The 23,808-nt window shown below is 71.1% G+C and carries 25 protein-coding genes and 1 pseudogene; 21 read left to right on the top strand and 5 right to left on the bottom strand.

Annotated features, from left to right (window positions below):
• Positions 1-30 precede the first annotated feature (30 nt).
• From map to truA, 10 genes are all read left to right on the top strand, one after another.
• Complete coding sequence (gene map / locus ACIA8L_RS38595; RefSeq protein WP_395912441.1) at positions 31-864, top strand: type I methionyl aminopeptidase; 834 nt, start codon at positions 31-33, stop codon at positions 862-864.
• 69 nt (positions 865-933) lie between these two features.
• Entirely contained in the window at positions 934-1,428 is a 495-nt protein-coding gene (locus ACIA8L_RS38590) for a DUF1707 domain-containing protein (RefSeq protein WP_395912440.1), read from the top strand.
• 221 nt (positions 1,429-1,649) lie between these two features.
• Positions 1,650-1,871 (top strand): translation initiation factor IF-1, encoded by a 222-nt coding sequence (gene infA, locus ACIA8L_RS38585; protein WP_007073013.1) that lies wholly within the window; start codon positions 1,650-1,652, stop codon positions 1,869-1,871.
• A gap of 83 nt (positions 1,872-1,954) precedes the next feature.
• Positions 1,955-2,071, top strand: coding sequence for a 50S ribosomal protein L36 (rpmJ, locus tag ACIA8L_RS38580; protein WP_091262778.1), 117 nt, complete (start codon positions 1,955-1,957; stop codon positions 2,069-2,071).
• Between the two features lie 167 nt (positions 2,072-2,238).
• Positions 2,239-2,619: a 30S ribosomal protein S13 gene (gene rpsM / locus ACIA8L_RS38575; RefSeq protein WP_223099067.1), complete on the top strand. Its 381-nt coding sequence runs from the start codon at positions 2,239-2,241 to the stop codon at positions 2,617-2,619.
• 41 nt (positions 2,620-2,660) lie between these two features.
• The gene (gene rpsK / locus ACIA8L_RS38570; protein ID WP_223099064.1) at positions 2,661-3,071 is read left to right on the top strand and encodes a 30S ribosomal protein S11; all 411 of its coding nucleotides are present in this window, start codon (positions 2,661-2,663) and stop codon (positions 3,069-3,071) included.
• A gap of 19 nt (positions 3,072-3,090) precedes the next feature.
• A complete protein-coding gene (gene rpsD / locus ACIA8L_RS38565) occupies positions 3,091-3,717 on the top strand; it encodes a 30S ribosomal protein S4 (protein ID WP_395912430.1) in 627 nt (208 codons plus the stop codon).
• Positions 3,718-3,807: 90 nt separating this feature from the next.
• Complete coding sequence (locus tag ACIA8L_RS38560; protein WP_350611890.1) at positions 3,808-4,830, top strand: DNA-directed RNA polymerase subunit alpha; 1,023 nt, start codon at positions 3,808-3,810, stop codon at positions 4,828-4,830.
• A gap of 34 nt (positions 4,831-4,864) precedes the next feature.
• Positions 4,865-5,380 carry a 50S ribosomal protein L17 gene (gene rplQ / locus ACIA8L_RS38555; RefSeq protein WP_395912428.1) on the top strand — a complete coding sequence of 172 codons (516 nt, stop codon included), beginning with the start codon at positions 4,865-4,867 and terminating at the stop codon, positions 5,378-5,380.
• 62 nt (positions 5,381-5,442) lie between these two features.
• Positions 5,443-6,252, top strand: coding sequence for a tRNA pseudouridine(38-40) synthase TruA (truA, locus tag ACIA8L_RS38550; RefSeq protein ID WP_395912426.1), 810 nt, complete (start codon positions 5,443-5,445; stop codon positions 6,250-6,252).
• Here the strand turns inward: truA and ACIA8L_RS38545 are convergent.
• A complete protein-coding gene (locus ACIA8L_RS38545; protein ID WP_395912424.1) occupies positions 6,227-6,853 on the bottom strand; it encodes a TetR/AcrR family transcriptional regulator in 627 nt (208 codons plus the stop codon). The genes truA and ACIA8L_RS38545 overlap by 26 nt on opposite strands.
• A gap of 96 nt (positions 6,854-6,949) precedes the next feature.
• Between ACIA8L_RS38545 and ACIA8L_RS38540 the strand changes: the two genes are divergently transcribed.
• The gene (locus ACIA8L_RS38540) at positions 6,950-7,360 is read left to right on the top strand and encodes a heme-binding protein (RefSeq protein ID WP_395912423.1); all 411 of its coding nucleotides are present in this window, start codon (positions 6,950-6,952) and stop codon (positions 7,358-7,360) included.
• Between the two features lie 448 nt (positions 7,361-7,808).
• Here ACIA8L_RS38540 and ACIA8L_RS38535 read toward each other — a convergent pair whose 3' ends face one another.
• Complete coding sequence (locus ACIA8L_RS38535) at positions 7,809-10,313, bottom strand: hypothetical protein (protein ID WP_395912421.1); 2,505 nt, start codon at positions 10,311-10,313, stop codon at positions 7,809-7,811.
• Positions 10,314-10,485: 172 nt separating this feature from the next.
• Between ACIA8L_RS38535 and ACIA8L_RS38530 the strand changes: the two genes are divergently transcribed.
• The 4 genes from ACIA8L_RS38530 (at position 10,486) to ACIA8L_RS38515 (ending at position 13,934) form a co-directional block, all read left to right on the top strand.
• Positions 10,486-11,106 carry a class I SAM-dependent methyltransferase gene (locus ACIA8L_RS38530; protein ID WP_395912419.1) on the top strand — a complete coding sequence of 207 codons (621 nt, stop codon included), beginning with the start codon at positions 10,486-10,488 and terminating at the stop codon, positions 11,104-11,106.
• A gap of 11 nt (positions 11,107-11,117) precedes the next feature.
• Entirely contained in the window at positions 11,118-12,761 is a 1,644-nt protein-coding gene (locus tag ACIA8L_RS38525) for an ABC-F family ATP-binding cassette domain-containing protein (RefSeq protein ID WP_395912417.1), read from the top strand.
• 51 nt (positions 12,762-12,812) lie between these two features.
• Entirely contained in the window at positions 12,813-13,613 is an 801-nt protein-coding gene (gene thiD, locus ACIA8L_RS38520) for a bifunctional hydroxymethylpyrimidine kinase/phosphomethylpyrimidine kinase (RefSeq protein ID WP_395912415.1), read from the top strand.
• A 75-nt stretch (positions 13,614-13,688) separates the two neighbouring features.
• Complete coding sequence (locus tag ACIA8L_RS38515; RefSeq protein ID WP_395912413.1) at positions 13,689-13,934, top strand: DUF2630 family protein; 246 nt, start codon at positions 13,689-13,691, stop codon at positions 13,932-13,934.
• A gap of 5 nt (positions 13,935-13,939) precedes the next feature.
• On the opposite strand, the gene ACIA8L_RS38510 is transcribed toward ACIA8L_RS38515, so the two are convergent.
• From ACIA8L_RS38510 to nirB, 3 genes are read right to left on the bottom strand one after another with little or no spacing between them, the layout of a single operon-like run.
• Positions 13,940-15,082 carry a uroporphyrinogen-III synthase gene (locus ACIA8L_RS38510; protein ID WP_395912411.1) on the bottom strand — a complete coding sequence of 381 codons (1,143 nt, stop codon included), beginning with the start codon at positions 15,080-15,082 and terminating at the stop codon, positions 13,940-13,942.
• Positions 15,079-15,405: a nitrite reductase small subunit NirD gene (nirD, locus tag ACIA8L_RS38505; RefSeq protein ID WP_395912409.1), complete on the bottom strand. Its 327-nt coding sequence runs from the start codon at positions 15,403-15,405 to the stop codon at positions 15,079-15,081. Before nirD ends, ACIA8L_RS38510 begins: the two co-directional genes overlap by 4 nt.
• Complete coding sequence (gene nirB, locus ACIA8L_RS38500) at positions 15,402-17,852, bottom strand: nitrite reductase large subunit NirB (RefSeq protein ID WP_395912408.1); 2,451 nt, start codon at positions 17,850-17,852, stop codon at positions 15,402-15,404. Before nirB ends, nirD begins: the two co-directional genes overlap by 4 nt.
• Before the next feature lie 224 nt (positions 17,853-18,076).
• Between nirB and ACIA8L_RS38495 the strand changes: the two genes are divergently transcribed.
• The 6 genes and pseudogenes from ACIA8L_RS38495 to ACIA8L_RS38470 all read left to right on the top strand — a co-directional run bounded on the left by ACIA8L_RS38495 (position 18,077) and on the right by ACIA8L_RS38470 (position 23,735).
• Complete coding sequence (locus tag ACIA8L_RS38495; RefSeq protein ID WP_395912406.1) at positions 18,077-18,799, top strand: hypothetical protein; 723 nt, start codon at positions 18,077-18,079, stop codon at positions 18,797-18,799.
• Positions 18,800-18,918: 119 nt separating this feature from the next.
• Positions 18,919-20,259, top strand: coding sequence for a nitrate/nitrite transporter (locus ACIA8L_RS38490; protein ID WP_395912404.1), 1,341 nt, complete (start codon positions 18,919-18,921; stop codon positions 20,257-20,259).
• A gap of 170 nt (positions 20,260-20,429) precedes the next feature.
• Positions 20,430-20,873, top strand: a complete 444-nt coding sequence (gene rplM, locus ACIA8L_RS38485) for a 50S ribosomal protein L13 (RefSeq protein WP_395912403.1) — start codon at positions 20,430-20,432, stop codon at positions 20,871-20,873.
• A 221-nt stretch (positions 20,874-21,094) separates the two neighbouring features.
• Positions 21,095-21,496: pseudogene (gene rpsI, locus ACIA8L_RS38480) on the top strand (30S ribosomal protein S9); the annotation flags it as partial.
• 121 nt (positions 21,497-21,617) lie between these two features.
• Entirely contained in the window at positions 21,618-22,964 is a 1,347-nt protein-coding gene (glmM, locus tag ACIA8L_RS38475) for a phosphoglucosamine mutase (protein ID WP_395912402.1), read from the top strand.
• A gap of 12 nt (positions 22,965-22,976) precedes the next feature.
• Positions 22,977-23,735 (top strand): SDR family oxidoreductase, encoded by a 759-nt coding sequence (locus ACIA8L_RS38470; protein ID WP_395912401.1) that lies wholly within the window; start codon positions 22,977-22,979, stop codon positions 23,733-23,735.
• Positions 23,736-23,808 lie beyond the last annotated feature (73 nt).

Below are 23,808 nucleotides of genomic sequence, written 5' to 3'. Positions count from 1 at the left end.
AACGGCGGTAAGTTGCACATGGCTCATCACATGGAAATCGAGCTCAAGACGCCCGAGGAGATCGGCCACATGCGCCGGGCCGGGCTGGTCGTGGCCGACGCGCTGGCCCGGATGCGAGCCGTGGTCGCGCCCGGTGTGTCGACCGCCGAGCTTGATCGCATCGCCGAGGACACCATTCGCGCCGCGGGTGCCGTTCCGTCCTTCAAGGGGTACCACGGCTATCCGGCTTCTATCTGCTCTTCAGTCAATGACCAAGTGGTCCATGCGATCCCGAGCGCCCGGCAGGTGCTGCAGGACGGGGACCTGATCTCCATCGACTGCGGGGCCGACCTCGACGGGTGGCACGGGGACGCCGCGATCACGATCGGCGTGGGCACCGTACACCCGGATCGGCTTCGGCTCGTGCGAGTGGCCGAGGATGCGATGTGGGCCGGCATCGCCGCGGCCGCTCGCGGGGCGCGCTCGGGCAAGGGGCGGCTGACCGACATCTCGTTCGCCATCCAGTCCTCGATCCGCAAGGCCGGCCGCTACGGCATCGTCGAGGGCTACGGCGGGCACGGGATCGGCAGCGCGATGCACCAGGACCCGTTTGTGCAGAACTCGGGCCGCCCGGGCAAGGGCCCGATGCTGCGGCCGGGGATGGCCCTCGCCATCGAGCCCATGATCACCCGGGGCAAGCCGAAGGTGGCCGAGCTCGACGACGGCTGGACCGTGGTGACCGTCGACGGCTCCGTGGCCGCGCACGTGGAGCACACGATGGCGTTCTGCGAGGACGGTGTCTGGGTGCTGACGGCCCACGACGGCGGCCGCGCCCACCTCGGTGACCTGATCACGGCCCGTGAGCCCGTCGGGGCATCCGAGTAGGGGCAAAGCCGGGGTAGAGCCCTCTGGAGGTCGGCTGCGATGATGTGTGCAGCATCCGAAGGGGGAGCAGTGGCAGACCGGCGGGAAGAGCTGCGCGCGGCCGACGTGGACCGCCAGTTCGTGGCGGAGCGTCTCAAGGCGGCGCTCGACGAGGGTCGGCTGTCGCTCGGTGAATACGACGACCGGCTCAAGGACACCTACGCCGCCCGCACCTATGGCGACCTGGACGGCATTCTCAAGGACCTGCCCGGGTTCCATCCCGTCGGCGGCTCCCAGCTGGCCCCGGCGGAGCCCTTCGTCGACGATCCGGACGAGCGGGCCGACCCGTCCGACAAGAGCAACCCGCGCTGGCTGGTCGGCATCTGGGGCGCCTGGCTCGTCGCCGTCTCCGTCAACGTGGTCATCTGGGCCCTGGTGAGCATCTCGGCCGGCGAGGCCGTCTACTTCTGGCCGATGTGGGTCGCCGGGCCGTGGGGTGCGGTGCTCCTGGCATCGACGTTCTCCGTCAAGGTCCTGGGCAACAACCCGGAGAACGACCGTCAGCGGCGCTACCGCGACAGTTAGTGCGAGCGGGCCGCCCCGACGGGCCGGCCGCCGGGGCCCCCGATTTGGTGTGTGGGGATCGCACGCGTAGACTTGCCGATTGGCGCATCGCGTCCACTCCGGCATGCCTCCACGCGCTTCTAGTGGTGTGACCGGAGCCGCGGCTGGCTCAGGACCCGGACGGTCCTGAGAAAACGGATGCGAGCGTCGACCACCAGACCCGATGTCAGGTAGCGGAGGACATGCCGAAGAAAGACGGGGCCATCGAGATCGAGGGCCGAGTGATCGAGCCACTTCCGAACGCGATGTTCCGGGTGGAGCTCGCCAATGGCCATAAGGTCTTGGCGCACATCAGCGGCAAGATGCGGCAGCACTACATCCGTATCCTGCCCGAGGACCGTGTCGTCGTGGAGCTCTCGCCCTACGACCTCACTCGCGGGCGCATCGTCTACCGCTACAAGTAATTCGGTGTCGGTACCCAAAATAACGGTCGGGTTCTGTCGTGCCCGCTCGTATGAGTGCGCGCGCAGCGAGAGTTAGGCAAACCGTGAAGGTCAAGCCGAGCGTCAAGCGGATCTGCAACAACTGCCGGGTCATCCGGCGGCACGGCCGGGTCATGATCATCTGCAGCACCGACCCGCGCCACAAGCAGCGCCAGGGCTGAGTCCCCGGCTCCGCTTTTTGAAGTAAGCCCGTTCCAGCCTCGGGCCGCCCCGCCGTCACGGCGTGGTGCGCGCGAGGCCGCACCCCCGGTCGGAGGCCGGGGCCCGTCTGTGGGCAGACGGGGGGAGTGGGCACAGACCTCCGCACACTTGAGGAGCACGCCCACTTATGGCACGTCTCGTCGGTGTTGATCTCCCGCGCGACAAGCGCACGGAGATCGCACTCACTTACATCTTCGGCATCGGGCGGACGCGCGCTGTCGAGACCCTGGCCGCTACCGGCATCGACCCGAACAAGCGGGCCCGGGACCTGACCGACGAAGAGGTCGTGCAGCTGCGCGACCACATCGAGGCCAACTACAAAGTCGAAGGTGACCTTCGCCGCGAGGTCCAGGCGGACATCCGCCGCAAAGTTGAGATCGGTTGCTACGAAGGCATCCGGCACCGCAAGGGTCTGCCGGTGCGCGGTCAGCGCACCCGGACCAACGCGCGCACCCGCAAGGGTCCGAAGCGCACGGTCGCCGGCAAGAAGAAGCCGGGCAAGAAGTAACCACCGGTCCACGCAGAAACTTAACTAGGAGCGCATAGAGAATGCCGCCGAAGGCTCGCGCCGGTGGGGCCGCTGTTAAAAAGGTCCGGCGCAAGGAACGCAAGAACGTCGCCCACGGGCAGGCGCACATCAAGAGCACGTTCAACAACACCATCGTGTCGATCACCGACCCGACCGGTGCCGTCATCTCCTGGGCCTCGGCCGGCCAGGTGGGTTTCAAGGGCTCGCGTAAGTCGACTCCCTTCGCCGCGCAGCTGGCCGCCGAGGCCGCCGCGCGCCGCGCGATGGAGCACGGCATGCGCAAGGTCGACGTCTTCGTGAAGGGCCCCGGCTCCGGCCGGGAGACCGCGATCCGCTCGCTGCAGGCCGTCGGCCTGGAGGTCGGGCAGATCTCTGACGTCACGCCGCAGCCGCACAACGGCTGCCGTCCGCCGAAGCGCCGCCGGGTCTAAGGGAAGAGACGAAGAGAACATGGCTCGCTATACAGGTGCCGACTGCCGCCGTTGCCGGCGCGAGAAGATGAAGCTGTTCCTCAAGGGCAGCAAGTGCGACGGGCCGAAGTGCCCGTTCGAGTCGCGTCCCTTCCCGCCCGGCCAGCACGGCCGCGGCCGGCCGAAGGAGACCGAGTACCTCCTGCAGCTGCGCGAGAAGCAGAAGGCCCGCCGCATCTACGGCGTGCTGGAGCGGCAGTTCGCGGGTTACTACGAGGAGGCCGTGGCCAAGCCGGGCAAGACCGGTGAGGAGCTGCTGCGGATCCTCGAGTCGCGGCTGGACAACGTCGTATACCGCGCCGGCCTCGCGACGTCGCGTGACATGGCTCGCCAGCTCGTCAAGCACGGCCACATCGTGGTCAACGGCCGCAAGGTCGACATCCCGTCCTACCGGCTGCGCGAGCACGACATCGTGCAGGTGCGCGAGAAGTCGCGGGAGCTGACCCCGTTCCAGATCGCACAGGGCCTCGCGGGCAGCAAGACCGTCCCGGCGTGGCTGGAGTTCATCCCGAGCGAGTTCAAGGTCCTGGTGCACAGCCTGCCCGCGCGGCAGGTCATCGACACCCAGGTCCAGGAGCAGCTCATCGTCGAGCTCTACAGCAAGTAGCAAGACGTCGACCGGGGCCCTTCGCGGGGCCCCGGCCGAATTCCGGAGCGCGTCAAATAGCGGGCGCGCAACGAACTGGAGGAACAGAACGTGCTCATCTCCCAGCGGCCCAGTCTCGCCGAAGAGTCCATCAGCGAGGTCCGGTCCAAGTTCACCATCGAGCCCCTCGAGCCGGGCTTCGGGTACACCCTCGGCAACTCGCTGCGGCGCACCCTGCTCAGCTCGATCCCGGGTGCGGCGGTGACCAGCATCAAGATCGACGGCGTGCTCCACGAGTTCACCACCATCCCCGGTGTCAAGGAGGACGTGGTCGAGCTCGTCATGAACATCAAGGAGCTGTGCGTCAGCTCCGAGCTCGACGAGCCCGTCTCGATGTACCTGCGCAAGCAGGGCCCGGGCGACGTCACCGCGGGCGACATCCAGCCCCCGGCCGGCGTCTCGGTGCACAACCCGGACCTGAAGCTGGCCACGCTCAACGGCAAGGGCCGCCTCGACATGGAGCTCACCGTCGAGCGGGGCCGTGGCTACGTGACGGCCAACCAGAACAAGCAGCAGGGCCAGGAGATCGGGCGCATCCCGGTCGACTCGATCTACTCGCCGGTGCTCAAGGTGACCTACCGCGTCGAGGCGACCCGTGTCGAGCAGCGCACCGACTTCGACCGGCTCATCATCGACGTCGAGACCAAGGCGTCGCTGACCCCGCGCACCGCGCTGGCCTCGGCCGGCTCGACGCTGGTGGAGCTGTTCGGCCTCGCCCGCGAGCTGGACGAGACGGCCGAGGGCATCGACATCGGCCCCTCGCCGCAGGACGCGCAGCTCGCGGCCGACCTGGCACTGCCGATCGAGGAGCTGGACCTCACCGTCCGCTCGTACAACTGCCTCAAGCGTGAGGGCATCAACTCGGTCGGTGAACTAATAAGCCGTACGGAAGCAGACCTCCTCGATATAAGGAATTTCGGTCAGAAGTCGATCGACGAGGTCAAGATGAAGCTCGCCGGGATGGGCCTGGGTCTGAAGGACTCCGCGCCGACGTTCGACCCGGCCCACGTCGTGGACTCCTTCGCCGAGGTTGACTACGACGCCGACGACTACCGCGAGACCGAGCAGCTGTAATTACACAGCCGCTGTACTAGAGGAGTCCCTGACAATGCCCACGCCCACCAGAGGTCCCCGCCTCGGCGGCAGCCCCGCGCACGAGCGGCTGATGCTGGCGAATCTCGCCTCGTCGCTGTTCAAGCACGGTCGCATCCAGACCACCGAGACGAAGGCCAAGCGGCTGCGCCCGCTCGCCGAGCAGCTCATCACCAAGGCCAAGCGCGGCGACCTGCACGCGCGCCGTCAAGCGCTCTCCGTGGTGCGGGACAAGGACGTGGTGTTCCAGCTGTTCGACCAGATCGCGCCGCGGTACAGCAACCGTCCGGGTGGCTACACCCGCATCGTGAAGACGGGCCCCCGCAAGGGCGACGCCGCGCCGATGGCGATCATCGAGCTGGTCGAGGAGCTCGAGGTGGCCGCCCCGAAGGCGCCGCGCAAGACCGCTCGCAAGGCCGCCAAGGCCGACTCGATCGCGGTGCTCGCCGGCGACGACGAGGACGAGGCGACCCCGGCCGCAGCTGACACCAAGGCTGCGGACGAGGAAAAGGACGTAGAGACCAAGGCTTAAATTTCGGTCTCGGCCCGGCACCCTTCCGAGGGTGCCGGGCTTCTTCCTTTGGGGGGTACGGCATGAGCCCGCGCATTCGCCTCGACGTCTCCTACGACGGCACCGACTTCTCAGGCTGGGCCGTGCAGCCGGGCCGCCGGACGGTGGCGGGGGAGCTGCTGGCCGTCCTCGAGCGCCTCTTCGGCACGGTCGAGGGCCTGACGGTGGCGGGCCGCACTGACGCCGGCGTGCACGCCACGGGCCAGGTCTGCCACGTCGACGTGCCCGAGGATCGCTGGACAGTGCTCGCCCCGGCCCTGGTGCACAAGCTCTCCGGCCTGCTCCCGCCCGACGTCCGCGTCCTGGCCGCGGCTCAGGTCCCGGCCGAGTTCGACGCGCGCTTCTCGGCGTTGTCGCGGCGGTACGAGTACCGGGTGACCGACGCTCCGCACGGCGCCGACCCGCTCCGCCGCCGCAACACCCTGGCCTGGCCGCGCCCGCTCGACGTCGAGCGGCTGAACGCGGCCGCCGAGGGCCTGGTGGGCGAGCACGACTTCGCGGCGTACTGCCGCCGCAAGGAGCACGCCAGCACCATCCGCGCGGTGTCCCGCATGGACTGGCGCCGCGACCCCGACGGCACGGTGGTCGCCACGGTGGCGGCCGACGCGTTCTGCTGGTCGATGGTCCGCAGCCTGGTGGGCGCCCAGCTGTTCACCGGCGACGGCCGGCGCCCGGCTCCGTGGCCGGCGTCGCTGCTCACGAGGTCCGCGCGCGCCGACGAGGTCGTCGTAGCGCCCGCACACGGCCTGACCCTGGTCGAGGTGGCCTACCCGGCCGACGCCGCTGCCCTGAGGGCCCGAGCGGACCTCACCCGCCGCCGCCGGGACCTGTAGCCGGCGGGGCGAGGCCCACGAGCTTGGCCAGGAACCGGTCGGCCTGCTCGGGGAACGGCGGCCAGGGCAGGCCGGGCTCGTTGATCCGCAGCGACAGCATGCCGATGATCGCCGTCCGGAGGTCCAGCGCGACGGTGGCGGCGTCGCCCGGCGGGGCCAGACCGGCGTCCATGCAGCGCTGGACCGCGGCGGTGGTGCGCGTGAACAGGATCTCCTTGAAGGGCATGCCGACCTTGCTCTCGTGCATGACCTTGTAGAGGCCGGGATGGTCCTGCACCCAGGCGGCCTGGGCCAGGATGCGGGCGCGCAGGCTCCCGGCCGGGTCGGGCTGGGCGGCGTCGGCGTCGTCCGCGGCCTTGAGCATCTCGGTGTGGCAGCGCTGCATCGTCGCCGCCACGAGCGCGTCGCGGTCGGAGAAGTACAGGTAGACCGAGGTGGGGGAGATCGACACCGCACGGGCAACCGCGCGGAGGGACAGCGCCTCGTCGTCGGCGAGGTCGTCGAGCATCTTGGCGGCGGCGGCGAGGATCTCCTCCCGCAAGCGCTCGCCGTGGCCACGCGCGTTGGGGCGGCGCGGGGCGGCCGGAGTGCTCTCGTTCATCGCTCCGCCATCGTATCCGCGCGGCCTTGTGTTGCAGACGGTGTGGGCAATACGCTTGTCCATGCAAGGACAGCTGTCCACTCATGAGGAGTCGTCATGCCGCTCACGCTTCAAGAGGCTCAGACGGTCATCGCCGGCGCACATGAGCGCGCGGGGGAGATCGCCGCCCTGGTCACGGTGGCCGTCGTCGACGAGGGCGGGCACCTGCAGGCGCTCGGCCGGATGAGCGGCGCGCCGCCGCTCTCGGCCCGGATCGCCGAGACCAAGGCGGCCAGCGTCGCGCTCTTCCGGCGGGACGGTGCCGTGCTGCGCGCGATGCGGGAGACCTCGCCGGACTTCTTCGCCCAGCTCCAGCCGGCCCTGCGGCAGCCCATCCTGGTCGGCGCCGGCGCGATGCTGATCCGGCGCGGGGAGGACATCGTCGGCGCGCTGGCGGTCAGCGGCGGCACGGCGCCCGGTCAGGACGACGAGTGCGCGAAGGCCGCGCTGACCGCTCTGGCTCCATGAAGCCGCGGCGCCTGGGCGGGACGGCGCCTGGGCGGGACGGCGAGTGCGCGAAGGCCGCGCTGACCGCTCTGGCTCCATGAAGCCGCCTGGGCGGGACGGCGCCTGGGCGGGACGACGCCTGGCGGGACGGCGAGTGCGCGAAGGCCGCGCTGACCGCTCTGGCTCCATGAAGCCGCCTGGGCGGGACGGCGCCTGGGCGGGACGACGCCTGGCGGGACGGCGAGTGCGCGAAGGCCGCGCTGACCGCTCTGGCTCCATGAAGCCGCCTGGGCGTCCTGGCTCCGCGCCCTGATTCCATGAAGCCGCGCCGGCGGACTTCGCTTTCCGTCGCGATTTGCTGCTAAACCGCGCTGATGGCCGAAGTCCGCGATATTCCGCCCGTCGGGGTATAAATCCGATATGTCGGGCTAGCGAAGCGCCCGACATATCGCGCGAAGGCGGCGAAGTGTCAGCTCGGCTTGGAGGGCGGGAGGGAAGCGGCCGGGGTGGCTTGGGGCTGGACGACCGAGCGGTTCTCGATGATGCCGTTGTCCAGGTACGTCTCGACGATGTCGTACGTGATCTGGTTGGGGTAGGGGTCGCCCTGGGCGAAGTTGTTGCCGTCGACGCGGGCGATCACGCAGTAGGTGATGAAGTGGCCCTTGTAGTTCCAGCCCAGCTGCGTCGGGGCCCGGACCAGGGCGTCCGTGCCGGTGCCGGCGCCGACGCTCATGCCCGCGAAGCGGCCCTTCTGGCCGTCGACGATCGGCTTGATGCCGTCGAACGTCTTCGCGGCCACCTGCTCGCTGGTGACGTTGAAGACGCCGGCCGTGATCAGGTACTCCTCGTTGGGCGACTTCATCGTGGCCCGCACGACCTCGGTGCAGCCCGCGCCGGCCAGGAGGTTGGCCAGTTCTTCGGTCGCGGCGACCTTGCAGTCGTTGGACGCCTTGGTCGCGAGGATGACGTACGGCGGCTCGTTCGGCACGGCGACGATGCTGTTGGTCGGGAACACCTCGGCTTCGGTGAGCGCCTTCGGGTCCACGTCGCGGCTGCTGATGTCGCGCTTCTTCGGTGCCGACGTCTGGCCCGACTTCGCCGAGTCCGGGCCGTTCTTCTCGTCCTTGAAGATGAACCAGGTCCCGACGCCGCAGGCGCCCAGCACAACCAGCACCGCGATGGCGCTCAGCATCGCGATCCAGCGGTGCGGCCGCGGGCCGGTGCGCACCGGGTCGACGACCATCCGCTTCGTGCGCGGGCGGTCGAGGCGGTCCGGCGGCTCCATGCGGTCGAGCTCGCGATCGCGGTCCCGGCCGCGGCCGGGCGGGTCGTCACCGTCGGGCCGGCCGGGCCGCTCGCGCACCGGACGGCGGGTGCCGCCGCTCGTGTAGTCGCCGGTGTACTCCCCGGTGCCGCGCCCACCGCGGCCGCGCCTGACCTCGGACGGCTCGTCGTACGGGTCGTAGGGCATGTCGTCGTCGAGGGCCCGCCGCTGCTGCGGAGGATCGTCGTAGGCCGGGCGGCGCCGGGCGATCTCGTCCCGCCGCCGCACGCCGCTGTCGTCGCGACGCCCGATGTCGTCCCGGCGCCCGGTGTCGGGCGGGGCCGCGGACTCGAAGGCGCGCGGGTCGTCGTCGTGCGGGCTCCGGGTCCGGCCGCCGCGCGGGCGGTCACCGGGCCGGAACATCGTCGTGTCACCGCGGTAGACCCCGCTGCCGCCGTTGCGTCCGGGCTCGGCCCCGTCGACGTCGGCGCGGCGGCGGCCACCGGTCACATCCCCGGTGCGGGGCCCCAGGTCGCCGGTCCGCAGCCCGACCTCGCCGGTCCGCGGCCCCAGATCGCCCGTCCGCGGCCCGAGGTCTCCCGTGCGCGGTCCGAGTTCTCCGGTCCGTGGTCCGAGGTCGCCCGTGCGGGGGTTGGCCGCCCGCTCCTCGGCGGCGGCGCGACGGGCCCGGCGGGCGGCGCCGCTGGTCGGCGAGGCGTCCGGGCGCATGTTCGGGAAGATCGGGACCAGCGGCGGTGGCTCGGTGGTCGAGGCCGGTGCGGCCAGCTCGGTGAGGGGCTTGATGATCGGAGTCAGCTGCGGGCCCTGGTCGTGCGGCTCCTCGTCCCGGGCCCGCCGCCGACCCCCGCCCCCGGGCGTGTCGGCGACCGGCGCGACCGGGGTGGAGAGCTGCTGGTCGAGCGGCGGCCGGGCGGTCGGCGGCGGCGTGACCGCACCCCGGCCGTAAATGCCGCTGGGGGAGTCGTCGGCCCGCCGATAGACGCCGCTCGGCGAGTCGTCGGCGCCGCGGCCGTTGGCGACGGCGCCTCGGCCGTAGACCCCGCTCGGCGAATCGTCCTCGACCCGGCGCCGACGGCCGCCCGAAGTCGTGGAGGCGTCCGGGGTCGACCACCCGTCGACGTTCGCCGGACGGGCCGGCGGCCGCGCGGGAGGAAGGGCACCCGGGCCGAAAACGCCACTGGGGGACTCATCCCGCGGCTGGCGACCACGAACATCGCCGGTGCTGTAGACCCCACTGGGCGAGTCGTCACGGGCACGGCGGCCACGAACATCACCGGTGCGTGGCTCGCGGACCTCGCCGCCACGCGGCTCACGGACGTCGCCCGTGCGCGGCTCGCGAATGTCGCCCGTGCGCGGGTCGCCGGCCGGGCGGCGGATCGGGATCGCGGTGGTGCGGTCGAAGGAGACGGCCCGCTCACCGGTGCCCGAGCGCTCCATCCGGTCCGGCCGCTCCAGGGGGCGGTCGTAGGAGCCGGGCCGCTCGCCGGCGAAGCGGCGATCTTCGAACTCGCGGTCGTCGCGGCGGCGGTCGTCCAGGTCGCGGGGGTCGGGTGAGCCGGGGCCGAACGGGTCGGGCTCGCCACGGCCGCCGCCACGGAGGCCGGCCAGCCAGTCGTCGGCCTCGTCCGCCTCGTCCCGGCGGAACGAGTCGGATCGCCGCTTGCGGCGCTGCTCGTCCCGAGAAGTCATGTCGCACAGGGTAGCCGACGGGACCGGGCGATGGCTTGTCGGCGATGTCTCGCACAATCCGAACGGGTGGCCGCTCAAACGGGCCGTCACCTGCGCGTGGACAATGTGTTGACACGCGGCGCCTAAGGAAAAGCCGCACTCCACCAAAGCGGCGCCTCAAGAAGGGCAGGCTGTGGCAGGCGAGCATTACTTCTCGGCCGACCCGGCGGTCGCGTATGAGCGGCACGTGGTCGTGTTCGAGGCCCTTGGCCAGGAGTTTCGCCTCACGAGCGCGGCGGGGGTGTTCTCGCGCGACCGGCTCGATCCGGGCACCGCGACACTCCTCGCTGAGGCTCCGTTACCGAACGTGTCGACCGAGGGGGTGCTGCTGGACCTGGGGTGCGGCTATGGGCCCATCGCGACCGTCCTGGCCGCGGCCGCGCCGCGGGCGACCGTCTACGCCATCGATGTGAATCAGCGCGCACTCGAGCTCGTGCGGGAGAACACGATCGGTAAGCAGGTCGTCGCCGCACTGCCCGACGAGGTCCCGGAGGCTGTCGGGTTTACGCAGATCTGGTCGAACCCGCCGATCCGCGTCGGCAAGGCCGAGCTGCACGCGCTGCTGCTGCGCTGGCTGCCGCGGCTCGCGCCGGACGGCGTCGCGTGGCTGGTCGTGGGCAAGAATTTGGGCGGGGACTCGCTGCAGCGCTGGCTCGTCGAGCAGGGGTTCGCGGCCGAGCGGCACGCCAGCCGGAAAGGGTTCCGGGTGCTCAAAGTCCAAAAACCCCTTTCGCGGGGTACCGCCGCCGCCTGAAGCTTCTCCTTGTGGGATATGTGGACGTCGCAGGAGTCGGGCACACGCTGCCGGACGGCCGTGAGCTTTTCTCCGAGGTTTCGTTCCGGGTCGGCGAGGGCGCGAAGGTGGCACTGGTCGGACCCAATGGAGCCGGCAAGACGACCCTGCTGAAGATGGTCGCCGGCGATCTTCCGGTGCGCGCGGGCGCGGTCGCCCGCTCCGGCGGTCTCGGCGTGATGCGGCAGTTCATCGGCATGATCGGTGATGACCGCACGCTGTATGACCTGGCCCTGGACCTGGCTCCGGCGCGGCTGCAGGAGGTCGGGCTCCGGCTGGCCGCGGCCGAGCACGCCCTGGCCGACGGGACCGAGAAGGCGCAGCTGCGATACGCCAACGCGCTCACGGCCTGGGGCGAGGCCGGCGGCTACGACGCCGAGGTGCTCTTCGACACCGTCAGCGTCGCCGTGCTCGGCCTCCCGTGGGAGAAGTCCCGGGACCGGCCCGTGCGCACCCTCTCGGGCGGGCAGCAGAAGCGGTTCGCGCTGGAGCTGCTGCTGCGCGGCGAGGACGAGGTCCTGCTCCTGGACGAGCCGGACAACTTCCTCGACGTGCCCGGGAAGCGCTGGCTGGAGGAGCGGCTGCGGGAGTCGCCGAAGAGCGTGCTCTATGTCTCACACGACCGCGAGCTGCTGGCCCGGTCGGCCGACCGGGTCGTCGCGGTCGAGGGCGGCTCGGCCTGGGTCCACCCGGGCGGCTTCGCGTCCTGGCACGAGGCCCGCACCGCCCGCCACGAGCGCCTCGACGAGCTGCGCCGGCGCTGGGACGAAGAGCACGAAAAGCTCAAAGCCCTGGTTTTGATGTACCGCACGAAGGCCGCCTACAACGACGGTCTCGCGTCGCGATTGCAGGCCGCCGTCACCCGTCTGAAGAAGTTCGAGGAGGCCGGCCCGCCCCCGGAGCCGCCGAAGGAGCAGAACATCCGGATGCGCCTGTCCGGCGGCCGCACGGCCAAACGCGCGGTCATGTGCGAGGAGCTGGAGCTCGACAACCTGACGTTCCCGTTCGACCTGGAGATCTGGTACGGCGACCGCGTGGCCGTCCTCGGCGGTAACGGCACCGGCAAGTCGCACTTCCTGCGGCTCCTCGCGCGCGGCGGTACCGACCCCGACGGCCCGCAGATCAACATGGAGCTGGCCCCGGTCGCGCACGGCGGCAGAGTGCGCCTGGGCGCGCGGGTCCGCCCGGGGCACTTCTCGCAGACCCACGACCGGCCGGAGCTGCTGGACAAGACCCTGGCCGAGATCCTCTGGCGGGGCGACGACTGGCGGTCGGGCCTGCCGCGGCCCCAGGCCATGCCGGCGCTCGGCCGCTACGAGCTGGCGGCCCAGGCCGACCAGCGCTTCGGCACGCTCTCCGGTGGCCAGCAGGCCCGCTTCCTGGTCCTGCTGCTGGAGCTGTCCGGTGCGACCCTGCTGCTGCTCGACGAGCCGACCGACAACCTGGACCTGGCCAGCGCCGAGGCACTGGAGGAGGGGCTGCGCAGCTTTGACGGCACGGTGATCGCGGTGACCCACGATCGCTGGTTCGCCCGCTCCTTCGACCGCTTCGTGCTCTTCCGTGCGGACGGTGAAGTCGTGGAAGTACCGGAGCCGGTCTGGGAAGGCCGCGGTTAGACGGACGGTTTGTGCGGGTGGCGCGTCACCCTCCGTGGTGACCTATCGCCCGTGCAGCCGACTGTCGTTCTCACCATCGGGGCCTCCGACTCGTCCGGGAGCTCGGGACTGCAGGCCGACCTGCGGACCCTGGCCGCGCTGCGGATGCACGGCGCCTCGGTGGTGACCGCCGTGCTGGCCCGCAACACCCGGGACGTGGCCGACCTGTACCCGCAGCCGACCAACGTCGTGACCGCGCAGCTCGCCAGCGTCCTGGAGGACCTGCCGGTGGCCGCGGTGAAGACCGGCATCCTGCCCACGCCGGAGACGGCGGTGGCGATCGCGGCCCGGGCCCGTAACGGCGCGCTGCCCAACCTGGTCGTCGACCCGGTGCTCACGGCGGCCACGGGGTCGCGGCGGGGGCTCATCGCGGCGTACGAGCGGCTGCTGCCCCACGCCAGCGTCCTCACCCCCAACCGGGAGGAGGCCTCGGCGCTGGTCGGCTGGCCGGTGGTGACCCCGGAGGACATGGCCACGGCGGCGTCGCAGCTCTCCGCCCGGGGTCCGCGCTGCGTGGTGATCACCGGCGGCGACTTCGCGACCGGGTCCGACGCGATCGACGTGGTGTGGGCCGAGGGTGAGGCGCGGATGCTGCAGAGCCCGCGCATCGCCAGCCGCAACACCGACGGCAGCGGTGCGACGTTCGCCACCGCCGTGGCCGCCCGGCTCGCCGCGGCCGACGACATGGACACCGCGGTGTCCTGGGCCAAGGGGTTCGTGGGCCGCGCGATCGGCGACGCCGCGGAGTGGCGCATCGGCGGCGGGCCCGGGCCCATCGACCAGTTCGGCTGGTCCTCGCTCACGCTGCGCTGATCAGCAACCGCTGTGCTGGTCGGCAACCGCCGTGAAGCGGACAGACCGCGCGGACGTGGTGGATGATTGCCTGTCATGGACGAGAAGACGCTGATCCACCAGATCTCGACCCTGGTGGACGAGGAGCACAAACTGCGCACGCAGGTGCAGGCGGGCAAGATCACCGAGCAGGAGGAGCACGAGCGGCTACGCGCCGTCGAGGAGCACCTCGACCAGCTGTGGGACCTGCTGCGCCGCCGGCGCGCGGCGAAGCTGCAGGGCGTCGCCCCGGACGAGGTCGAGGCCCACTCCATCGACGAGGTCGAGCGCTACCTGCAGTAACTCGTTCAGTCGACCCTGAGGCGGTAGCCGCGTTTGACCACGGTCTGGACGAACGCGGAGCCGCCGAGGGCCGCCCGCAGCCGGGCCACCGCCATCTCCACCGCGTGCTCGTCGGCGCCCCGCGGCAGTTCGCGCAGCAGGGCGGCCCGGGACAGCACGCGCCCCGGCGACGCGGCCAGGGCCCGCAGGACCGCCATCGGGCCGGGCGCGAGCGGCTTCAAGGTGCCGTCGATGATCGCCGCGTGGCCGCGCAGGGTCACCGCGGCCCCGGCCACCTGGAGCGTGGGTGAGCGCTTCGGCAGCTCGTCCACGAGTATGCGGACCAGTGCGCCCAGGCGGGCCCGGGCCGGTGCCGCGACGGGCACGCCGAGGCGCTGCAGCGGGGCCGCCGTCACCGGGCCCACGCAGGCGGCCAGGACATCGGTGCGCAGGGCCTCCAGCACGTCGGGAGCCTCCGGACCGGCCACCCGCAGCAGGGAGCTGACGGCCGGGGCCGACGTGAACGTGACCGAGTCGACCAGTCGCGAGCAGATCAGGTCGACCAGGCGGCGCAGCGGGGCCGGGTCGACCGGCGGGGCCCAGCGATACACCGGGATCTCCACGACGATCGCGCCCGCGTCGCGCAGGGCCGACGTGAACTCCGGGTGCGGCTCCCCGTGCAGCTGCAAAGCGATCCGCCGGCCCGCGATCCCGCCGCGGTAGCCGCCGGTCAGCAGGTAGTCGAGGACCTCGTCGCAGCTCTCGGTCTCCGGGGACCAGTGCTCCATCATCCCGGCCGCCCGGACCGCGCCCTTGGCCTTGGGGCCCCGGGCGATCAGGTACGCCTCGCCGAGCCGGGTCCGCAGCGCCTCGCCGAGCCCCCAGCCCTCCGCCGCCTCGAGCCAGCCGCGCAGGCCGATCCCGGTGGTGGCGATGACGATGTCCGGGGCCACGTCCACGCAGGACACGGTGGCGGCCTTGAGCTCGGTGTCGTCGGCGACGGGCACGATGCGCAGGGCCGGCGCCAGGACCACCCGGGCCCCGCGCCGCTCCAGGAGCGCGCTGAGCTCGTCGCGGCGCCGGTCCGCGGTCACGGCCACGGTGAACCCCGCGAGGGGCAGGTCCTCGTCGGACGCCGGCCGGGCCTCCAGGCGGCTGGTCGCGCTCACGCGTGATCACCTATTTCGACCATGCCGTCGTTGACCCGCACGGCGAACACGCGAACCCGCACACCGGGCTCGTCCACGCATTGCCCGGTGGTCAGATCGAAGGCCTGCTTGTGCATCGGTGAGGCGACCACGGACCGATCGCCCCGGCTGCCGACGATCCCGCGGGAGAGCACGGCGGCGCCGCTGAAGGGGTCGACATTGTCTATGGCGTGCAGCGCGCCGTCCGAAGTCCGGAAGAGCGCCACCTGGTCGCCGGCCACCAGGGCGGCCACCCCGCGATCGGGCTCCAGTCGGAGGTACGGGCACACGACGGTCCAGCTCATTGGCGCGCTCCTAGGACGACGGGGACCGGTTGTCCGCGTTCGGACACGAAGGAGATCGTCGGATCGGGGGTGCCGGGGGCGTTGACGAACGATACGAAGCGGGCGAGCCGCTCGGGGTCCTCGACGGTCGCCTTCCACTCGTCCATGTACGACGAGACGTGGCGGGCCATCTGGGCGTCGAGCTCGGCGGCGATGCCGAGGGAGTCCTCGACGATCACCGCGCGCAGGTAGTCGAGGCCGCCTTCGAGCGCCTCGATCCAGGCCGAGGTGCGCTGCAGGCGGTCGGCGGTGCGGATGTAGAACATCAGGAACCGGTCGATGAGGCGGATGAGCTCGTCGGTCGACAGGTCGGCGGCGAGCAGGTCGGCGTGGCGGGGGCGGAAGCCGCCGTTGCCGCCGACGTAGAGGTTCCAGCCCTGGTCGGTGGCGATGATCCCGAAGTCCTTGCCCTTGGCCTCGGCACACTCGCGGGCACAGCCGGAGACCGCGGACTTGAGTTTGTGCGGAGCACGGAGGCCGCGGTACCGCAGCTCCAGCTCGATGGCGAGCCCGACCGAGTCCTGCACGCCGTAGCGGCACCACGTCGACCCGACGCAGGACTTCACGGTGCGCAGGGCCTTGCCGTAGGCGTGCCCGGACTCGAACCCGGCCGCGACCAGCCGGCTCCAGATCGCCGGCAGCTGCTCCACCCGCGCGCCGAGCAGGTCGATGCGCTGCCCGCCGGTGATCTTCGTGTAGAGCTGGAAGTCCCGGGCCACCTCGCCGATCACGATCAGCTTTTCCGGCGTGATCTCGCCGCCCGGGATGCGCGGGACCACGGAGTAGGTGCCGTTGCGCTGGATGTTGGCCAGGAAGTGGTCGTTGGTGTCCTGCAGCGAGGCCTGCTCGCCGTCGAGGACGTAGTCGTTGTGCAGCGACGCCAGGATCGAGGCGACCGTCGGCTTGCACACGTCGCAGCCCCGGCCCTGCCCGTGCTCGGCGATGAGCTGCGAGAACGAACGGATCTCGCGGATCCGCACGATGTCGAAGAGCTCGGCCCGGGAGTACTCGAAGTGCTCGCACAGCGCCTTGGAGGCGGCGACACCGTTGGCGACCAGGATCTTCTTCAGCAGCGGCACGCAGGACCCGCAGCTGGTGCCGGCCCGGGTGCACTCCTTGATCGCGGCGACGTCGGTGCAGCCCTCGTGGATCGCGGCCACGACCTGGCCCTGTGTGACCGCGTTGCAGCTGCAGACCTGTGCCTCGGCCGGCAGCGCGACGTCACCGGCGGCGGCATCCCCGGCCAGCAGCGCGAGGGGGTGGCCGGGGAGCGGCCCGCCGACACTGGCGCGCAGGGTGGGGTACGCGCTGGCGTCCCCGACCAGGATGCCGCCGAGCAGCGTCTGGGCGTCGTCGGAGACGACCAGCTTGGCGTAGCGCCCGTTCGCCGGGTCGAGGTAGACGATGTCGAGCAGGTCCTCCCGCAGGGCGTCGCCGAAGCTGGCCACGTCGACCCCGAGCAGCTTGAGCTTGGTCGACATGTCGGCCCCGGGGAACTCGGCCGCCCCGCCGAGCAGCCGGTCGGCGACCACCTCGGCCATCGCGTAGCCGGGTGCGACCAGCCCGTAGCAGCGCCCGCCGATCTCGGCGCACTCGCCGATGGCGTAGATCGCCGGGTCCTCGGTGCGGCAGCCGGCGTCGACGACCACGCCGCCGCGCGCCCCGGTGGCCAGCCCGGCCGAGCGGGCCAGGTCGTCGCGGGGCCGGATGCCGGCCGCGACCACCACGATGTCGGCCGGCACGTGGGCACCGTCGGACAGCGTCAGGCCGAGCCGCCCGCTGGAGCCGGTCGAGCGGATCGCGGTCGTGCCGGCGCCGAGGTGCGTGGTGACGCCGAGGTCCTCGACGTACTTGCGCAGCACCGCGCCGCCGGCGGTGTCGACCTGGACCGGCATCAGCCGCGGGGCGAACTCGATCACGTGGGTGCGCAGGCCCAGCAGCCGCAGCGCGTTGGCCGCCTCCAGGCCGAGCAGCCCGCCGCCGATGACCGCGCCGACCTCGCGGCCCCGGGCGTGCTCCCGGATCGCCTCCAGGTCGTCGAGGGTGCGGTAGACGAAGACGCCGACCTGGTCCACGCCGGTGATGGGCGGCACGAACGCGGACGAGCCGGTCGCGATCACGAGGGCGTCGTACTCGTACACCCCGTGCGCCGTGGTGACCTTGCGGGCGGCCCGGTCGATGGACAGGGCCGGCTCGCCCAGCCGGACCTCGACCCCGTCCGGCACGTCGTAGGTCAGCTCCTGGGCCGAGACGCCGTCGAAGTAGGCCGACAGCCGGACCCGGTCGTAGGCCCGGCGGCCCTCCTCGGCCAGCACCGTGACCTGCCACCGGCGGCCGGAGTCACGGGCGGTCAGGGCCTCGGTGAAGCGGTGCCCGACCATGCCGTGGCCGACGACGACCACCCTCATCGACGAACTTGACTCACTGGCCGCATCGGACATGGCCCAAAGGCTGCCGGGGGGCGGTTTCGCCGCAAAGTCCCGAATGTTTCGGGCCTGCTAAGTGCGGCTCACACGCGGCTCCACCAGGCCGTTACCGAAGCGTTGTGCCAGATCTTGACACTGTAGATTGGCGACCGTCCGCCACGGGGTAAAGAACTACCGACCCCTATACAGCAGCGAGGAGGAAGCAGATGCGCACGACCGGCAAGGCCGCACTCGCGGCCGTTGCGGCGCTCAGCATCGGGCTCACCGGATGTAGTGGCGACAAGGCCAACCCGAGCAACGGGGCCTCGGCCGGGGCCTCCGGCGCCACCGGCACCCCGGGCACCGGCACCTCGGCCGGCGCCTCCACCGGCGCTTCGGGCGACACCAACGGCACTACCGGCGGCGGCCAGGGCAGCGTGGCGTCGTGCCTCGTCGGCTCCTGGAAGGCCACCAGCATCACGGGCAAGCTCAGCGGCGCGGTTGGCGGCGACTTCACGGGCGGCGGCGGGACCCTGCTGACGATCGACTCCGGCGGCAAGACCCAGGTCGACTTCGGCCCCATGCAGCCGGTGACCTTCACATTCTCCGTCTCCGGCAACGCCGTGAAGGGCAGCTTCTCCTACGGCGGCAAGGTCAACGGTGCGGTCAAGAGCCCGTCCGGCACCACCGGCACGCTCGAGCCGACCGGCGCCGTCGACTTCAGCACCCTGACCGTGACCGTGGACCTGACCGCGCCCGTCGCGCAGCGCGTGGCCGACAAGGTCTCGATCGCCGAGTTCGCCGGGACCGGCACCGCCAACACCGGTGGCGCCGTGGACGCCCAGCCGGTGCTGAAGAAGAGCCAGTACGACTGTGGCGGTGGCACCTTGAAGCTCTCGCCGCCCGCGGGGGAGACCGACACCGGCACCTGGACCTTCACGAAGGCATAGCGGCAAACCCACGGGGGCGGGTCCTCACAAGAGCCGATCCGCCCTCGTGGGGTAAAAGTTTCGACGCCGATAACTTCGGTGCGACGACCCGAAACGGGGCGTCCATAGCGTCCACGGCCATGACACTCGCCGTGGACAAACCGCAGTCTCAGCCCGAGCCGCGCCGCGGCCGGTGGATCGACGACTGGCGCCCCGAGGACCCCGGGTTCTGGGCCGATGGCGGGGCGAAGATCGCCCGGCGCAACCTCGTCGTCTCCATCCTCTCCGAGCACATCGGCTTCTCCATCTGGAGCCTGTGGTCGGTGTTCGTGCTCTTCCTGGGCCCCCAGTACGGGCTCGACCCGGCCCAGAAGTTCCTGCTCACCAGCGCGCCCACCCTGGTCGGGGCGGTACTGCGGCTGCCGTACACGTTCGCCGTCGCGACGTTCGGCGGGCGCAACTGGACGATCTTCAGCGCCCTCATGCTCCTGGTCCCGACGATCTTCGCCGGCGTCATCCTGGAGCCCGGCGTCTCCTTCACCACCCTGCTCATCTGCGCCTCGGTGGCCGGCGTCGGCGGCGGCAACTTCGCCTCCTCGATGGCCAACATCAACGCCTTCTACCCGCAGCGGCTCAAGGGCTGGGCGCTGGGCATCAACGCCGGCGGCGGCAACATCGGGGTGGCCGCGGTACAGCTCATCGGGCTGCTGGTGCTCGCCACCGCCGGAGCCGCCCACCCGCGCTACATCGTGCTGATCTACCTGCCGCTGATCGTGATCGCGGCGGTACTCGCCGCGATCTTCATGGACAACCTGACCCACGCCTCCAACGACAAGCGGGCCATGCGCGACGTGATCAGGGACGGGCACGCCTGGATCATGTCGCTGCTCTACATCGGGACGTTCGGCTCGTTCATCGGCTTCGGATTCGCCTTCGGGCAGGTCCTGCAGGTCCAGTTCAAGGCCGACTTCGCCACCCCGGTCCAGGCGGCCTACCTGACGTTCCTCGGCCCGCTGCTCGGTTCCCTGATCCGGCCGGTCGGCGGCATGCTGGCCGACCGGCTCGGCGGCGCGGTGGTCACCTTCTGGAACTTCGTGGCGATGGCGCTCGGCGCGGTGCTGGCCCTGATCGCGTCCCAGCAGCACTCGCTGCCGCTGTTCGTGACCGGGTTCGTGCTGCTGTTCATCTTCAGCGGGCTCGGCAACGGCTCGACCTACAAGATGATCCCGGCGATCTTCAAGGCCAAGTTCCCGGACGACGAGCGCGAGGCCCGGCGGCTGGCGACCGCGCTCATCGGCGTGGCCGGGGCGATCGGGGCGGCCGGCGGTGTGCTCGTGAACCTCGCGTTCCGGCAGTCCTTCCTGGAGTACAAAACCGGTGATGGCGCTTATATCGCTTTTATCGGGTACTACGCGCTCTGCTTCCTGGTCACGTGGGTGGTCTACCTGCGTCGTTCGCCCGGCAAACTGACGAACGTGTGACCCGATTTTGTTTCCGCTGGGGACGCCGAGTATCGTGGATTGCTGTTGTGCGATGACAAGGCGTCCCCATCGTTCGGGTACGCTGGATGACCGTGCGCCCGGGTGAATTCGCTTGGCGCTGTCATCGAGGCGCACCCCGGACCGACGATTGCGGAAGACAAGGTAGAACTGTGGGTACGTACAGCCCGAAGCCGGGTGAGATCGAGCGCGTGTGGCATGTCATCGACGCCACCGACATTGTGCTCGGCCGCCTCGCCACGCACGCGGCGACGCTGCTGCGCGGCAAGCACAAGCCGACGTTCGCCCCGCACGTGGACACCGGCGACTTCGTCATCGTGATCAACGCCGGCAAGGTCGCGCTGACCGGCAACAAGCGGCAGACGAAGGTGGCCTACCGCCACTCCGGCTACCCGGGTGGTCTGAAGCGGGTCGGCTACGAAGAGCTGCTGACCAAGAACCCCGAGCGGGCGATCGAGCTGGCGGTCAAGGGCATGCTCCCGCACAACCGGCTGGGCGCGCGCCAGATCCACAAGCTGAAGGTCTACGCGGGCGCCGAGCACCCGCACGCCGCCCAGCTGCCCCAGCCGTTCGAGATCAAGCAGATCGCGCAGTGAGCGCGGACGAAGGACTGAGCGTGACCGACGAGACCACCGCCGACCCGACGCCGGCCGCCGAGGCCGTCGAGACCGTCGAGACCCCGGCCGCCCCGGCTGCGGCCGCTCCGGCCCCCGCCGCCACGGCGACCGCGACCGCTCCGGCGGCCACCGCCACCGCTCCGGCGGCCACCGCCACGGCCACCACCGCCACGGCGACCGCCACCAGCTCGGCGCCGACCCGGGCCCGCCGCGCCGGCCAGCCGATCCAGACCGTTGGCCGCCGCAAGGAGGCCATCGTCCGGGTCCGCCTGGTCCCCGGCACCGGCAAGTTCCTGCTCAACGGCCGCGAGCTGGAGAACTACTTCCCCAGCAAGGTCCACCAGCAGTCGGTGAAAGAGCCGCTCGTGATCGTGGAGAAGGCGGAGCAGTTCGACGTCTTCGCCAACCTGCGTGGCGGCGGCACCACCGGCCAGGCCGGCGGCCTGCGCCTGGCGATCGCCCGGGCCCTGATCGAGAACGACCCGGACGACCGCCCGGCCCTCAAGAAGGCCGGATTCCTGACTCGGGACGCGCGTGCGACCGAGCGCAAGAAGTACGGTCTCAAGAAGGCCCGTAAGGCTCCTCAGTACTCGAAGCGCTAACGAAGCGTGTCGGCCGGGTGCCACCCTGGAGGTGGGCACCCGGCCGTTTCGTGTTGCGGGGCGGTTGCGAGGCTGTGCTGCCGGGCGTGTGCGCGGTGGGTTCGACTTGGGAGGTATCGCGATGGGGCGACTCTTCGGCACCGACGGAGTTCGTGGGCGGGCCAACGCCGACCTGACTCCCGAGCTGGCGATGGCGGTCGCCATCGCGGCCGCCCAGGCGCTGTTCGAGCACGACCACTCGCACGCGCCGGTCGCGGTCGTCGGCCGTGACCCGCGGGCGAGCGGGGAGATGCTGGAGGCGGCCGTCGTGGCCGGCCTGACCAGCGCCGGCGCCAACGTGGTGCGGGTCGGCGTGCTGCCGACACCCGCGGTGGCCTACCTGACCGGCGTGCTCGAGGCCGACATCGGCGTGATGCTCTCGGCCTCGCACAACCCGATGCCGGACAACGGGATCAAGCTCTTCGCGGCCGGCGGGCACAAGCTGCCCGACGAGGTCGAGGACGAGATCGAGCGCCTCATGGACAACGGCACCCACCGCCGCCCCACGGGGGCCGGGGTCGGCCGGGTCACCGACTACCCCGACGGCGAGGACCGCTACGTGCGGCACCTGCTGACCTCGCTGCCCAGCCCGCTCGCCGACCTCACCGTCGTCGTCGACTGCGCCAACGGGGCCGCCTCCTCGGCCGCACCCGAGGCCTACCGCCGCGCCGGTGCCAACGTCATCGCGATCAACGCGGACCCCGACGGCCTCAACATCAACGAGGACTGCGGCTCCAACCACATCGCCCAGCTGCGCCAGGCCGTTGTCGAGCACAACGCCGACCTCGGCATCGCCCACGACGGCGACGCCGACCGGTGCATCGCCGTGGCCGGTGACGGCACCGAGGTCGACGGCGACCAGATCATGGCCATCCTCGCGCTGTCGATGCGTGACGCCGGCCTGCTGACCGAGGACACGCTGGTCGCGACCGTCATGAGCAACCTGGGCCTGAAGCTGGCCATGGCCGAGGCCGGCATCCGGCTGCTCGAGACCAAGGTCGGCGACCGCTACGTCCTGGAGGAGCTGCGGGGCAAGGGCCTCGCGCTGGGTGGCGAGCAGAGCGGGCACATCGTGATGCCGGCCTTCGCCACCACCGGCGACGGCGTGCTCACCGCCCTGCACCTCATGGGGCGCATGGAGAGTTCCGGGAAGAGCCTCAAAGAGCTGGCTTCGGTGGTACACCGGCTGCCGCAGGTCATGATCAATGTTCCGGTCCTGGACCGTGCCGCCGCGGCGCGCTCGCCCCAGGTGCTGGACGCGGCCAAGCAGGTCGAGGCCGAGTTGGGCGGTGAGGGCCGGGTGCTGCTGCGCCCCTCCGGCACTGAGCAACTCGTGCGGGTCATGGTCGAGGCCGGGACGCAGGAGATCGCCAAGGAAGCGGCCGAGCGGATCGCTCACATCGTGCGGACGGCGTCACCTACCCAGTAGTAACGTGCGCGCATGACAGATGCCCGCACAGTGATCGTCACCGGCGCCTCCCGCGGTATCGGCAAGGCGAGCGCACTCGCGTTCGCCGCCGAGGGCGGCAACGTCGTGCTGACCTCACGCAAGATCGAGACCTTGGACGAGGTCGCGGCCGAGATCACCGCCAAGTTCCCGGCCGCCGGCGTGCTCACCCACGCCGCCCACGCCGCCGAGCCCGAGCAGGCGGCCGCGGTGGTCGAGGCGACCATGGCCCGCTTCGGGGCGATCGACGTGCTGGTCAACAACGCCGGCACCAACCCCTACTTCGGCCCGCTCATGGACATCGACCCGGTCCGGGCCGAGAAGACGGTCCGGCTCAACCAGTTCGGCCCGGTGCTCTGGACCCAGCTGGTCTACAAGGCCTCGATGGCCCAGCGGGGGGCCGGCACGGTGGTCAACGTGGCCTCCGTCGGCGGGGTGCTCACCGAGCCTGGGATCGGCTACTACAACGCCACCAAGGCCGCGGTCATCCACCTGACCCGGCAGCTGGCGGCCGAGCTCGCGCCGATCCGGGTCAACGCCGTCGCCCCCGGGATCGTGCGCACCCACCTGGCCAAGGGGCTGTGGGAGAACAACGAGGACTACCTCAACGACAAGCTCCCGCTCGGCCGGATCGGCGAGCCGGACGACATCGCCGAAGTGATCACCTTCCTGGCCGGATCTGGTTCACGCTGGATGACGGGCCAGACCCTAGTGGTTGACGGCGGCGCGCAGATCCGCTCTTCACTGATCTAGGGTCAGCCGTTCGTGCGCATTTCCCGTGCGCGTATGCGACAGTTTCGCGCACGGGCTTTGCTCGAAATTCTGC

The organism is Dactylosporangium sp. NPDC051541 (assembly GCF_044454505.1).
Classification (GTDB): Bacteria; Actinomycetota; Actinomycetes; order Mycobacteriales; family Micromonosporaceae; genus Dactylosporangium.
Note: the sequence above shows the minus strand (reverse complement) of the source record. Positions and strands in the feature narration are given on the sequence as shown.